Raw genomic sequence first — 12,316 nt, forward strand, 5'->3', positions numbered from 1 at the left:
AAGAACAATGACCGTTTTGTATTATTTATAATAACCATTTACTAATCTATAAAGTAATACAGCGGAGCGTTTAGCTTCAATAGGTAAATAATTAAGGTTGGCTGCTTCTTTTATAGTATGACCATCAGCGCCGGGAAGTCCAATCCCATCCAATGCCATTTCCACATGAGTACTTGCAAATGAAATATCGGCTGCGCCAGCTTTGCGAGGATGTGTAGCCGTTTGTGTCCCAAAACCGAGGTCAACACTCACTTGATTAAAATAACTCAATAGTTTTTTATTGCCTTCGGTTAAAGACATTGGTGGATATCCACCATCGCCAAAATCAATAGTAGCAGTTGTGCCAGGATAGTTCTTTGCCACTATATCTGACATTATTTGATGCGCTTTTTCTAATTGTGCTGCCGATACTGCTCTTAAATCCCCTTTTACATACACATCTTGTGAAACAATGTTGTCTTTACCAAAAGCAGTTCCAGTATTTGTCGCTGCATCATAGGTTATTTTATTACCACCTAAAATTACTCCCGGATTGATAGTCAAATTTTCTTCTTTACTTAATTGAGTATAAAATTCATTGAGAATTCGAGATGCATTATAAATAGCACCAACGCCAACATTGTCTGTAAAGATTTGAGACGAATGTGCAGCATTTCCTTTGACTGTTAACGTCCAGTTGGCAGCACCACGTCTTGAGGTTAAAGCAGTTGTGGCAAGTCCATCGCCATCTTCATAACAAATAGCAATATCGGCTCTTTTGGCCGCTTCTATAATTTCCAATTTAGAAAGAGCAAGTGGCTCGCCACTAGATTCTTCATCGCCTGTCATTATAATTTCAACTTGCATATCTTTCAGAGCACCTGTATCATGCAACGCTTGTAGCGCTAATATCATGATAACATCGCCACCTTTCATATCGGCTACACCTGGACCATGAATAATTGAGTCATTCAACATCTTATAGGATTGAAATGGACTGTCTTTTTCGAATACAGTATCTAGATGTCCAATGAGTAACAATTTAGGTCCTTTTGTTCCTTTATGAACCGCTACTAAGTGACCAGCACGATTAAAACTATCACCCGAAGCCCAGCGTGTTTCAAACCCAATGGTTTTTAACTGTTCCATAAAAATATTACCCACTTTTCGCACACCTTCAAAATTCATAGTACCGCTATTGATGTTCACTACTTTTTTTAAAAGTTCAATAGCTGCAGGTGTTCGTTTATCAATAGCAGTGAGTATTTTCTTTTCATTTTTGGATTGTGCCAAAAGGGAACTAGCTATGATAAAAAACAATAGTGTGATTTTTATTTTCATGATAAAAACAAATTAGTATTTCGTTTGTTTATAAAGTTTTTGCCCAATCTTCCATATAAATTTCTAGTACACTCAAAGGCATACTTCCCGCTTGGAGTAGTGCATCGTGAAAAGCCATTAAACTAAATTTGTCTCCTAGTTTGTTTTTGTATTTATCGCGTAATTCTTTTATTTTAAGTTCTCCTGTTTTATAGGATAATGCTTGTCCTGGCATGGCCATGTAGCGTTCTATTTCAGCAGTAGCATTTCGTTCCGCTATGGACTCATTATCCATCATGTATTTTATGGCTTCTTCTCTGGTCATTTTTCCGGTGTGTAACGAAGTGTCCACTACAAGTCTGATGGCTCTGTGAATTTCCATACCATAAGCACCCATTTTTTGATAAGGATCAGTATAGCAACCCAATTCTTCACCTAATGACTCAACATACAAAGCCCATCCTTCGGAAAAGGCAGAGTAGGAGGCAAAGCGTCTAAATTTTGGATTTTTGATATTTTCACGTTGAAGGGATAATTGATAATGATGACCAGGAATCGCCTCGTGAAGGAAAGTAGCTTCAAGAGCAAAGTTCGTCACATTAATTTTGGTTGGATCCAATATGGGTATATAATAAATCCCCGGACGTTTTCCGTCAGCTGAACTAGCATTGTACTGTGGTGAAGCTGTTGCAGCCCGAAAAGCTTCCACTTCTCTGATTTCAAAAGCTGTTTTGGGAGCTACACTAAAATATTTATTCAATTGGGGTTGAATTTTGGTGAGCACTGCATTGTTGGCATCAATTACTTCTTTCACCGTTTTAAACGGCATGAATTTCTTGTCGGTTTGCATGTAGGCAAAAAGTTCTTTTAATGTTCCTTTAAAACCCATTTTGTTTTTCAAGGCTTCCATCTCAGCGGTAATGCGTTGTACTTCGTTCAGTCCAGTTTGGAGAATAGCTTCTGGTTCTTGTCGAGAATTGGTGAAATAGTTGATGTAAAAACGATACAGTTCATCACCATTGGGCAGTGCGTTAATACCACTGGTAGCACGCGCGGATTTCATGTAATCACCAGCAAAAAATGTCGCTAGCTTTTGATAGGAAGGAATAATTTTAGTGGTAATAACTTGGCTATAGGCTTTGGTTAATCGGTCTTTATCCTCACTCGAAAAATCAGAAGGAAAATCTTTTATGGGTCCATAAAAAATATTTTTTGATGGATCAGTTTCTGCTAAACTTTCCATTTGTGGCACCATCTTTATTACCAAAGCTTTAGGCAAAACCTTTCCGTTTTTTATCCCTTTTCTAAAGTTTGCAATAGTGGTATCTGTCCAAATGCTAAATACCTCGAGGCGTTCGAGCCAATTGTCGTAATCTTTTACAGTTTTAAAGGGTTGATTTCCTTTACCATTTCCTAATTGTCCCATGGTGAGTGGTAATGAATAGAATTGTGCAAAAGGCATTTGTTCTCTCTTGAATTTCTCCGCTTCTAATTCTCTATTGAGCATATCCCTAAAAATAAAATAGGATATTCTGTCTTCGGCACTAAGGGATTGTGGTTTAAAATTGTTTAATTCTCGTTGGTATTTGGTATAAAAATCATGTGTTTTTTTAATAAATTCCTGCGTGCCATCATTATAAAGAATATTGTTATAACGGTTATCACCAGCAGCTGTAGCTTCAAGCGGATAAAGTTGTAATCGTTCCTCGTAATAGTTGTCAAAAAGTTTGTGGAGTGATTTATCTTGAGTTTGGGTTTGTGCAAAAACGGCTTCAGGAAAGCAATATAACATGACAATAATTATATAAAGTACTTTTTGAATCTTGTAGTTCATTGAAATATGGTTTTGTTTGATTAATAGAATGTTGAAAATAAAAACTTTTTTCTACCTGCTAATGTACAAAAAAAAGCCACCTGAAAATTCAGATGGCTTCTTCACAATTAACTTAACTTTAAACTAAAAACAATAACTATTTTCTGCCACTAACTTAGCAGTAATAGTTTCTCTTAAACCAACGATGTTAGGCATGTTAGTGTATTTGGTAAAACGGCGTAATCCCATTAGCATCATGCGTTGTTCATCACCTTCGGCAAATGAAATAATACTTTCTTTTCCTTTTTGATTTATAATGTCTACTGCTTTGTATAAGTATAACTTAGCCATGGCAATTTGTTCTTTTACTTTATCTTCTCCTTGTGCTTTCGCCATTTTTTCGGTACGCAATAAAGTACTTTCTGCCATGTAGATTTCGATTAACATATCGGCAGCAGCCATCAATAATTGTTGGTGTGCGTCTAAGTCCATTCCGTATTTTTGAACTGCTCCACCAGCAACCATAAGGAATGCTTTTTTCAATTTGCCAATTAATTCTTTTTCTTCAGCAAATAATTCAGAATAGTCAGGAGTATCAAATGATGGAATTCCCATTAATTCTTCTTGTACTTTTGAAGCTGGACCCAATAAATCAACATGGCCTTTCATGGCTTTTTTGATTAACATTCCAACAGACAGCATTCGGTTAATTTCATTGGTTCCTTCATAGATACGAGCTATACGAGCATCTCTCCACGCGCTTTCCATTGGAGTATCTTCAGAGAATCCCATTCCTCCATAAATTTGAATTCCTTCATCGGCACAGTTTTGAACATCTTCAGAAACCGCCACTTTTAGAATAGAACATTCAATAGCAAATTCTTCAACACCTTTTAATTCGGCTTCTTGATGTGATGTTCCTTCTGCTTCACGAAGTTTGATACGGTTTTCAATGTCTTTTGCAGCACGATAGGTAGCGCTTTCTCCAGCATAAGCCGAGGTTGCCATTTCTGCTAATTTATATCGAATAGCGCCAAACTGAGCAATAGGTGTATTGAATTGAACTCTTTCATTGGCATAATTTACTGCATTAGATGTCACTCTACGTTGCGCATCAAGACAAGCAGCAGCCAATTTAATTCTTCCAACATTTAACGCATTCATGGCAATTTTAAAACCTTCTCCACGACCTGCCAACATATTTTCGACTGGCACTTTAGTATCTGCAAAGAAAACTTGTCGAGTAGAAGAAGCACGAATACCTAGTTTGTGTTCTTCTTCATTCATAGTGATTCCGTTGCTCGGATCATTTTCTACAATGAAACCAGTGATGTTTTTATCATCTTCAATACGCGCAAATACTATAAATAACGAACAAAAACCTGCATTGGAAATCCACATTTTTTGTCCTGTGATTTTATAATGTGTTCCATCTTCAGATAAAACGGCTTTAGTTTTTCCTGAATTAGCATCACTTCCCGCGCCAGGTTCAGTCAAACAATAGGCACCAAACCATTCGCCTGAAGCTAATTTTGGTACATATTTTTGTTTTTGTGCTTCGGTTCCATATAGTGTGATAGGCATTGTTCCAATTCCAGTATGTGCTCCAAATGCAGTAGAAAATGAACCTGTAGCTCCTGAAATATAATCACATACTAAACATGTATCTACAAATCCCATTCCCATTCCGCCATAAGCTTCGGGAACAGCAACGCTTAGAAAGCCCATTTCGCCGGCTTTGCGCATCATTTCTTCGGTGAAAGCATAATCTTTAGCTTCAAAACGATTTTTGTTTGGCCAAATTTCTTTATCAACGAATTCTTTAACAGAATCACGCATCATGATTTGCTCTTCCGAGAAATCTTCGGGTGTGAATACATCTTCACATTTTGTTTCTTTAACTAGGAATTGTCCTCCTCTTGTAATTTCCATTGTTTAATATTTTTTTGTTGTAATAGTTATGTTTTTTTTTTTGGAATACAGATTTAAGAAATGATAGAAATTTTAATAATTTTTTAGATTTCTTAAATCTGTGTTCCTAATATTTATTCGTTATAATAGTTCATAAACTCCTGCCGCACCTTGTCCTGTTCCTACACACATAGAAACAATTCCATATTTATCACCTCGGCGTTTCATTTCGTCAAATAATTGCACGGATAATTTGGCTCCTGTACAGCCAAGAGGATGTCCTAGTGCAATCGCTCCGCCATTTACATTGATAATATCTGGATTGATGCCTAACTCTCTTGTAACAGCTAACGCTTGCGACGCAAAAGCTTCATTTAATTCTACTAGATTAATATCATTTAGCGTTAATCCTGCTTGTTGTAATGCTTTTGGAATAGCTTTTACTGGACCAATTCCCATAATTCTTGGCTCGACACCTGCTGCTGCATAACTTACCATGCGAGCAATAGGAGTGAGGTTTAATTCTTTCACCATTTCTTCGCTCATTACTAAAACAAAAGCGGCACCATCACTCATTTGTGATGAATTACCAGCAGTTACACTTCCGCCAGCGGCAAAAACTGGTTTTAATCCAGCTAAGGCTGCTGTAGAAGTTCCTGCTCTTGGTCCTTCGTCTTTGGTTACAGTGTATGATTTGGTTTCTTTTTTACCATTTTCATTGATAAAAGTCTGTTCAACAGTTATTGGAACAATTTGGTTGTCAAATTTACCATCAGCTTGAGCTTGCAAAGCTTTTCGGTGTGAATGGAAGGCAAATTCATCTTGGTCTTCACGAGACACGTTGAATTGTTTTGCCACCGCTTCAGCAGTTAAACCCATTCCCCAATAGTAGTCTTCGTTTCCTTCCTTTGCTACAGCATAATCAGGAGTTGGTTTGTAACCACCCATTGGAATGAACGACATGCTTTCGGCACCACCAGCAATAATGCAATCGGCCATTCCGCTTTGTATTTTAGCTGTTGCCATGGCAATAGTTTCTAGTCCAGAAGCACAATATCTATTGACTGTAACACCAGGAACATCGGTTACTTTTAATCCCATTAAGGAAATTAATCTGGCTACATTTAGTCCTTGCTCGGCTTCGGGCATGGCGTTTCCTACCATCACGTCATCAATTCTTGTTTTGTCAAAATCAGGTAATTGAGCCATCATAAACTCAATAGTTTCAGCAGCTAATTCATCAGGTCTTTTAAATCTGAATACTCCTTTTGGAGCTTTTCCTACCGCGGTTCTGTATGCTTTTACTATATATGCTGTTTTCATATTATAAAGTATTAAGATTGGAGTATTAAGTATTAAGACTTACCAATCGTTTTATTTATGGGTTTAATGTTTTTTGAAATGAGAAATTCATATTTGAAACTTCTACTAATTGATTGATTATAGGTTGAATTGTTTCTTCTTTTATCAGTTTTAATCTTTTTGCAAGTATTAATTGAGTTATTAATTCAAACGTTGAGCCATTTGCAATTCCTAGAAATTGAATAAATTCTTTGTTGTGATTTCTTCCAGAACCTTCGGCAATATTTGAAGGTATTGAAACAGCACATTTTTTTATTTGATGTATTAAATTAAACTTTTCATCATTTGGTAAGAGCAAGGATACTTCATAAACTTCAACAGCTATATCCATTGCCTTTTGCCATATTTTTAATTTTTCAAAGTTGTGCATAATTTATATTTTCTTAGTCTTAATACTTAATACTTCAGTCTTAATACTAATTTCTCAACGGTTTTCCTTTAGTAAGCATGAACTGAATTCTCTCCAATGTTTTTCTCTCTGTACACAAACTTAAAAATGCTTCACGTTCAATATCTAATAAGTATTGTTCGCTTACTAATGTTGGTTCAGATAAATCGCCACCAGCCATTACATATGCTAGTTTGTTAGCAATTTTTTGATCATGTTCTGAAATGTATTTTCCAGCCACCATTTGGTCAGTTCCAACTAAGAACATACCTAAAGCTTGTTTTCCCAATACTTTTACATCAGTTCTGCGGATAGGTTGTGTATAGCCTTGCTCTGCCATTTGCAATGCAACTTGTTTGGCTACAGCAATTTGTCTGTCTTTGTTTACAACTACGATGTCTTTGCCTTTTTGCAAAACACCTGTATCAAAGGCTTCATAAGCAGAAGTGGAAACTTTTGCCATAGCTACTGCTAAGAAATATTCTTGGAGAACATTTAGTTCCACATCGTTTTTATGAAATAAGTCTGATGCTCTTAAAGCCATTTCTTTAGAACCACCACCGCCAGGAATTACCCCAACACCAAATTCTACCAAGCCAATATAACTTTCGGCAGCAGCAACCACTCTATCAGCATGTAGTGTCATTTCGCAACCACCTCCAAGCGTCATTCCATGAGGAGCAACTATGACTGGAGTAGAAGAGTAGCGACAACGCATCATAGTATCTTGGAAATATTTGATAGCCATATTCAATTCGTCATATTCTTGTTCCACAGCCATCATGAATATCATTCCGATATTTGCTCCAACTGAGAAATTTGCCCCTTGGTTACCAATTACTAATCCGTTGTATTGTGTTTCGGCTAAGTCAATAGCTTTGTTAATTCCTACTAGAACGTCACCACCAATGGTATTCATTTTAGACTGAAATTCAAGGTTTAAGATACCGTCACCTAAATCATGAATTACAGCACCACTATTACTCCAAACTTTTTTGCTCTCGCGAATATTATTTAGAATAATGAAACTGTCTTGTCCTGGAACTTTAGTTTGAGATTTTGTTGGGATATTATAATAATAAGTTGCCCCATCTTTTACTGTGTAGAAACTAGAACTACCAGATGCCAGCATTTCAGTAACCCAAGTTGCAGGTTGATACCCTTCAGTTTGCATTAAAGCAATTCCTTTTTCTACACCAATGGCATCCCAAATTTCGAAAGGTCCGTTTTCCCAACCGAAACCGGCTTTCATGGCGTCATCAATTTTGTAGAAGTCGTCAGTGATTTCAGGAACACGATTAGAACAATAGGCGAACATGGCCGAGAAGTTCTTTCTGTAAAAATCACCCGCTTTGTCTATTCCTTTAACCAACACTTTGAAACGGTCGATAGGTTTATCAATTGTTTTGGTTAATTCTAAAGTAGCAAATGAAGCTTTTTTAGCAGGACGATATTCTAATGTATTAAGATCTAAAGAGAGAATATCTTTATCTACTTTTTTGTAAAAACCTTGTCCAGTTTTGCTACCTAGCCATTTGTTTTCCATCATTTTATTGATGAAATCGGGAAGTTTGAATAGTTCGTGTGCTTCGTCATTTGGACAACCTTCATATAATCCATTTGCCACATGAACCAAAGTATCTAATCCAACCACATCAACAGTTCTGAACGTAGCCGATTTTGGTCGACCAATAACTGGTCCAGTTAATTTATCGACTTCTTCAATGGTTAATCCCATTTCTTTTACTAAGTGGAATAAACTTTGAATGCCAAAAATCCCAATTCGGTTTCCAATGAACGCTGGAGTATCTTTGGCTATGACCGAAGTTTTGCCTAAATATTTGGAACCATACTCAAAAAGGAAGTCTAAAACCTCAGTCGATGTTTTTGGACCAGGAATGATTTCAAATAATTTTAAATAACGCGCAGGATTGAAGAAATGAGTTCCACAAAAATGTGCTTGGAAATCCTCACTTCGTCCTTCACTCATAAACTTTATAGGAATTCCAGATGTATTAGAAGTAACTAAAGTTCCTAGCTTACGGAATTTATCGATTTGTTCAAAAACCAATTTTTTGGTATCCAAACGTTCCACAACCACTTCTATAATCCAATCGTAATTGGCAATTTTTGCCATGTCATCCGTTGTGTTTCCAGTAGTAATTCGGGAAGCAAACTTTTGACTATAAATAGGTGATGGGTTTGATTTTAAGGCATTCGCCAAATGGTCATTCACCATTTGGTTGCGAACCACTTTATTGTCTAAAGTCAGTCCTTTTTTTTCTTCGGCTTCCGTGAGTGCATTGGGAACGATGTCCAAAAGCAATACTTCCACACCAATGTTAGCAAAATGACAAGCAATTCCCGAACCCATGATTCCGGATCCTACTACTGCCACTTTTTTAATAATTCGTTTCATAACTTAAAGTTTATGAGTTTGTTTGTTTATATAGTTATTTGAATTAAATATTATTTAAAATATTTTCTTCTCTGCGATTAATTCGTTTATAGTTTCGGCTACTTCCATGAAATTTAGAAGTTTTTCATCGGATATATTTTTTCGGATAGACTCATTAAATTTTAAAACGGTTTCTTTGGATTGTGCTCTCATTTCTTTACCAAAATCAGTTAAATAAATCAAAACACCTCTTCCATCGTCTGGATTTTTTTTTCTGAGGATGAGTCCTTTTTCTTCTAAAGTTTTTAATGTTCTGGTTAAGCTTGTTGCTTCCATTCCCATTCGAGCACTAATAGCTGTTGATGGCGTTCCATCTTCTTTGTCAATGCTTAATAGGGCAAAACCTATTGCCATTGAACCATCAAATTTAGAAGCTTCTTCATTATACATTCTGGCAACGGCTTGCCATGTAGCGCGGAGTATATAATCAATAGTTTTGTCCTTCATACCTAAATAGAGCTAAAACGTTTTCGTTTCGATTTCAAAGATATAAAAAAATATTATGCGCGCATACTATATTTTATTTTTTTATGAAATTTAACAATGAGAATGAAATTTAGAATTCCTAAACCATTTATTTATATAACTCTCAACTAGAATACTGTAACACTTCAAACTATTGAAGACGTTACCTTTACATAGAAGCATTACTGCTACATATTAAATTAATTATTATGAAAACGAATACGAAAGTCTTGATGACAATATTGATTTTTTCTTCACTTTTAATGCAAGCTCAGATTGTAGAAGAAAAGCTTGAAGTTGAAGACACCCTAAATATTGAAGTACCCGATTTGTCCCGATTTGATTATTATCCTAATCTACAAGCGTATTATGATAGAAAGACTACACTATTTATATTTAAGGAAAATGGAATTTGGGTTTCTGATTCTGCTATACCTTTACATTACAGAGGTTATTCTGTTCGCAATGGGTTTCATGTTCTTATTGAGAATTATTCTGGTGATGAACCTTATACTTTATTAGCTACTCACAAACTAAAATATCCAGCAGATTATTCTACTAAAAGACAAAGGGTAATTGTTGTTGTAACAGCTAACTAACCGCATAAATTAAATAATTAAAGAGGAAGGGCTAAAATCAAAACATTTGATTCTAGCCCTTCCTTTTTATCTTTTATGAATATGTTTCTATAATTCTGAAACCTATTCTTTTGATTTAAATTTGTTTACTACAGTAGTTATAACTTTCCCTAACAATCTGTTTATAGGTCGTTGGAAAATACCATAGACTGGATTTTTTGCTAAGTAATAAGAGGTTAAATTCACCATTCCTTTTAATACTACATTTTTAATTTCGGGAACGGTATCAATTTCTATTAAAGAAGATTTAATAATTGAAAATGGATTTAACAGTTGTAGTGACTCGTGAAATTGAATTTTTAGCTGTTGCGATTGTGTTCGTTGTTGAATTTCCAACGAAACAATGCGTTCCAATAAAAACTGTTCTTGATTTATAGTTTTCATAGTTACAGTGGTTTTAACATACTTTTTATAACAAGATTACTGACTTGTGTTTTAATCCAGGGTTTTCTAAAAATAAATAGAATTAAACCCAATACAACATAAGCTAAGGCAACTATGAAGTAGCCATAATAGTTTTTCTCTAAAATATCGCCCAACCAAAGCGCAGCGCCAATTGATAGAAAAAAGGAAACCAAGGCAATAACAAGTACAAGTATTAATCTAACAGATAGGGTAGAAGTGAGTACAGCTATTTCATATATTGCTTTATGTTTATAAAGTTCTAATGAGGTTTTACCGAACTGTTCTACTTTTTCAAATAGATTTTCTAATGTTGTTGCCTTTGTTTCCATAAATTTTTTTGTATGCGAATTATTTTATTTCATTTGGTGATCACCAACCAATTCTTTGGCTTGTTCAACAACATCTTCATACTTTGTTGTAGCTGTGTTGTACAAATCCTCAAATTTGTTCTTTAAGTCTTTGGAATAATCATTCCCTTTTTTCAAAATTCTTTTTCTTGTTTTAGTTCCTTTTGCTGGTGCAAATAAAACTCCAGCTAGTGCTCCAATAGCAACTCCGCCTAAAACGCCTAATAATACTTTGCCTGAATTCATAATTTCTTTTTTTTAAATTGTTTTTTTATAATCGTCTTCCTTGAATTATTCTTAATATAACAGCTATGACAGCAATAACTAATAAGATATGGATAATGCCACCAGCACTATAGGCAAAAAAGCCCACAGCCCAAAGTATGATTAAAACGATTGCGATGGTGTAAAGTAAATTGCTCATGATAATTATTTATTTAATTTATAAAATTGGAATTTGATAGTTTTATTGAAAATGATATTCTCAATTGGTAGATTAAAGTGATTTAATCAGTTTTTGTAATTCTTCTTTTGATTTACCAAGTTTGATTTCTAGTTTCCCTAGCATTTCATCTTTTTTACCTTCTAGGTAAGTCAAATCATTATCAGTAAGTGTTGAAAATTTTTGTTTCAATTTTCCTTTTTGTACGTCCCAGTTTCCTTTTAATTCTGTTGAGTTCATAACTTTAATTTTTAGTGTTACAGTATTATAACAACACAAAGGTTGTTTAATTACTAGCAAATTGTATTACATAATTTTATCGAAAAGTTTCAAATTTCTTTCTCTTGACGTAATAATTACTTATCGTTTTTTTTAATTTCATTAGTCAATTTTTCATCCTCTTCTATTTTTTCAATTTCATTTTCAATTTCATTTTCTATAACTTCTTCTGTAAAATATTCATCAGTAAGTACACGTATTTCCTTCTCAGTTTTCATATTGGTGTTCATTACTTCATTGTTGGCTTGATCATGAGAAGAAATTAATTCATTAATTTTTAAATGAACTAAGGCAGAATAGCGATTGAATGATTTTTGAATAACAAATAAGCTTAAAAATGTTACACCAAAAATGATATCACCAATGTTCTGATGCGCATCATCTGATGTAAATAAATTCGTAGCCCACCAATATATTACCATGATGAATGCCAAAATAAACGTGATAGAGTTTCCTAAAATTTTAGTGCCAATTGAAGTTATTTTTTCAAAAAAAAGTTCTACTTTCAA

General features: G+C 34.7%; 14 protein-coding genes. 1 reads left to right on the forward strand and 13 read right to left on the reverse strand.

Features of this window, described 5'->3' with window-relative positions:
• Positions 1-21 precede the first annotated feature (21 nt).
• The 7 genes from ACSVH2_RS10545 to ACSVH2_RS10575 all read right to left on the reverse strand — a co-directional run bounded on the left by ACSVH2_RS10545 (position 22) and on the right by ACSVH2_RS10575 (position 9,678).
• Positions 22-1,320 carry a M20/M25/M40 family metallo-hydrolase gene (locus ACSVH2_RS10545; RefSeq protein ID WP_438093143.1) on the reverse strand — a complete coding sequence of 433 codons (1,299 nt, stop codon included), beginning with the start codon at positions 1,318-1,320 and terminating at the stop codon, positions 22-24.
• Between the two features lie 28 nt (positions 1,321-1,348).
• Complete coding sequence (locus ACSVH2_RS10550; RefSeq protein ID WP_438093144.1) at positions 1,349-3,133, reverse strand: DUF885 domain-containing protein; 1,785 nt, start codon at positions 3,131-3,133, stop codon at positions 1,349-1,351.
• A gap of 123 nt (positions 3,134-3,256) precedes the next feature.
• Positions 3,257-5,044 carry an acyl-CoA dehydrogenase family protein gene (locus tag ACSVH2_RS10555; RefSeq protein ID WP_438093145.1) on the reverse strand — a complete coding sequence of 596 codons (1,788 nt, stop codon included), beginning with the start codon at positions 5,042-5,044 and terminating at the stop codon, positions 3,257-3,259.
• 120 nt (positions 5,045-5,164) lie between these two features.
• Positions 5,165-6,346 carry an acetyl-CoA C-acyltransferase gene (locus ACSVH2_RS10560; protein ID WP_438093146.1) on the reverse strand — a complete coding sequence of 394 codons (1,182 nt, stop codon included), beginning with the start codon at positions 6,344-6,346 and terminating at the stop codon, positions 5,165-5,167.
• Positions 6,347-6,401: 55 nt separating this feature from the next.
• The gene (locus tag ACSVH2_RS10565; RefSeq protein WP_438093147.1) at positions 6,402-6,755 is read right to left on the reverse strand and encodes a four helix bundle protein; all 354 of its coding nucleotides are present in this window, start codon (positions 6,753-6,755) and stop codon (positions 6,402-6,404) included.
• A 46-nt stretch (positions 6,756-6,801) separates the two neighbouring features.
• A complete protein-coding gene (locus ACSVH2_RS10570; protein ID WP_438093148.1) occupies positions 6,802-9,192 on the reverse strand; it encodes a 3-hydroxyacyl-CoA dehydrogenase NAD-binding domain-containing protein in 2,391 nt (796 codons plus the stop codon).
• Positions 9,193-9,246: 54 nt separating this feature from the next.
• A complete protein-coding gene (locus ACSVH2_RS10575) occupies positions 9,247-9,678 on the reverse strand; it encodes a MarR family winged helix-turn-helix transcriptional regulator (protein ID WP_438093149.1) in 432 nt (143 codons plus the stop codon).
• A gap of 227 nt (positions 9,679-9,905) precedes the next feature.
• Between ACSVH2_RS10575 and ACSVH2_RS10580 the strand changes: the two genes are divergently transcribed.
• Entirely contained in the window at positions 9,906-10,295 is a 390-nt protein-coding gene (locus ACSVH2_RS10580) for a hypothetical protein (protein WP_438093150.1), read from the forward strand.
• 102 nt (positions 10,296-10,397) lie between these two features.
• Here the strand turns inward: ACSVH2_RS10580 and ACSVH2_RS10585 are convergent, their stop codons facing one another.
• The 6 genes from ACSVH2_RS10585 to ACSVH2_RS10610 form a co-directional block, all read right to left on the reverse strand.
• On the reverse strand, positions 10,398-10,718 hold the full coding sequence (locus ACSVH2_RS10585) for a hypothetical protein (RefSeq protein WP_438093151.1): 321 nt from the start codon (positions 10,716-10,718) through the stop codon (positions 10,398-10,400).
• Between the two features lie 2 nt (positions 10,719-10,720).
• Positions 10,721-11,068, reverse strand: a complete 348-nt coding sequence (locus ACSVH2_RS10590; RefSeq protein WP_438093152.1) for a hypothetical protein — start codon at positions 11,066-11,068, stop codon at positions 10,721-10,723.
• A 24-nt stretch (positions 11,069-11,092) separates the two neighbouring features.
• On the reverse strand, positions 11,093-11,332 hold the full coding sequence (locus ACSVH2_RS10595) for a YtxH domain-containing protein (RefSeq protein WP_438093153.1): 240 nt from the start codon (positions 11,330-11,332) through the stop codon (positions 11,093-11,095).
• Positions 11,333-11,357: 25 nt separating this feature from the next.
• Positions 11,358-11,510 carry a lmo0937 family membrane protein gene (locus tag ACSVH2_RS10600; protein WP_438093154.1) on the reverse strand — a complete coding sequence of 51 codons (153 nt, stop codon included), beginning with the start codon at positions 11,508-11,510 and terminating at the stop codon, positions 11,358-11,360.
• 72 nt (positions 11,511-11,582) lie between these two features.
• Positions 11,583-11,768 carry a CsbD family protein gene (locus tag ACSVH2_RS10605; protein WP_438093155.1) on the reverse strand — a complete coding sequence of 62 codons (186 nt, stop codon included), beginning with the start codon at positions 11,766-11,768 and terminating at the stop codon, positions 11,583-11,585.
• A gap of 116 nt (positions 11,769-11,884) precedes the next feature.
• On the reverse strand, positions 11,885-12,316 hold the full coding sequence (locus ACSVH2_RS10610) for a low affinity iron permease family protein (protein ID WP_438093156.1): 432 nt from the start codon (positions 12,314-12,316) through the stop codon (positions 11,885-11,887).

Origin of the sequence: Flavobacterium sp. RSB2_4_14 (assembly GCF_051547085.1) — a bacterium.
Classification (GTDB): domain Bacteria; phylum Bacteroidota; class Bacteroidia; order Flavobacteriales; family Flavobacteriaceae; genus Flavobacterium.